The organism is Mesorhizobium sp. M7D.F.Ca.US.004.03.1.1 (assembly GCF_003998635.1).
In the GTDB taxonomy this organism is placed as follows: domain Bacteria; phylum Pseudomonadota; class Alphaproteobacteria; order Rhizobiales; family Rhizobiaceae; genus Mesorhizobium; species Mesorhizobium loti.
In genome coordinates, this window is record NZ_RZQG01001318.1 from 1 (window position 1) to 1,210 (window position 1,210).

The window sequence follows — 1,210 nt, forward strand, 5'->3', positions numbered from 1 at the left end:
GCTCAGCAGGGCCAGAACGCCAACGATGCGACCAACCAGCTTATCCTTCAAGGCCACGGCCAAGCCTTCTCGGAAGGGCAGGCAATCCGCAATCAGCCGATCAACGAGATCACGGCGCTGCTGTCTGGTTCGCAAGTCAGCTCGCCACAGGCGGCCGGGTACAACGGCAGCACGATCCCAACGACCGACAATGCGGGGCTGATCAACGAAAACTACAATCAGAAAATGAACAACTACAATCAGCAGATGGCGCAGTCCAACAGCTTGATCGGCGGCTTGTTCGGTCTCGGTGGTAAGCTCATCGGTCTGTCCGATGACGACGCCAAAAAGGACAAGGAACGGCTCGCCGACATCACGCCGGAAATGGGCCTGTGGAAGTTCCACTACAAGGGCGAGGCGAAGGATGCGCCGATGCGGCTTGGCCTCATGGCCAGCGAAGTCGAGAAGGTGCGCCCAGATGCCGTTTCGCGCCGGCCGGACGGTTACCGCCAGGTCGATTACGGCAAAGCATTGTCGCTGGGAGCTTGACGCATGCTTTCCTTCAACATCGATACGAGCAAGGGCGAAACGCCCGCGTCAGTCGCCAGGAAGCGGGCTATCGTGCAGGCGCTAATGGCGTCTCAGCGCGCCCCGCAGAACATCGGCGAGGGTCTGAACGCGCTTGGCGACGGCATCGTTGAGAATGTTCTGAACCGGCGCGCCGATGCGGCGGAAACTGCAGGGCAGTCGCAGGCCAGCGACGCATTCGGCGGCTTGATCAATGCCGGTACGTTTCCGGCTGCTCCCGGTGGTGGTGCTCTGCCGAGTGCAGCGGCATCGCCTGACGGCGCCTTGCCTTCGGTCGATGTGAGCAAGACGATTCACGGCGGCGTTGATCCGGCGTCGATCTACAGCGGCCTGAAGGCGCGCGGGCTCAACGATGCGCAAGCCTATGCCACGCTCGGCAACTGGAAACAGGAAAGCGAATTTCGACCCGGCGCGATCAATCCCGGCGAGGGCGCAGTCGGGTTTACCCAGTGGCGGGAAGGCCGCAAGACTTCGCTGGAGAATTTCGCCCGAGCAACGGGCCGATCCGCAAGCGATCCCGAAGCGCAGATGGATTTCTACGTTAGGGAAGCCGGCATCGTTCCCGATAAGACCGGCACTGTCGTGGTGGACCCCGGCGGGTCGGCGTTCGCCAAGGCGACAGATATCCAAGGGGCAAATCGGG

1 protein-coding gene and 1 pseudogene are annotated in these 1,210 nt (G+C 61.9%); both read left to right on the forward strand.

What is annotated here, in order from left to right; genetic code table 11:
• Positions 1-528 (forward strand): annotated as a pseudogene (locus EN935_RS41155) (tail fiber domain-containing protein); the annotation flags it as partial.
• A gap of 3 nt (positions 529-531) precedes the next feature.
• A partial coding sequence (locus EN935_RS36685; protein WP_245489149.1) for a phage tail tip lysozyme occupies positions 532-1,210 on the forward strand: 679 nt, incomplete at its 3' end.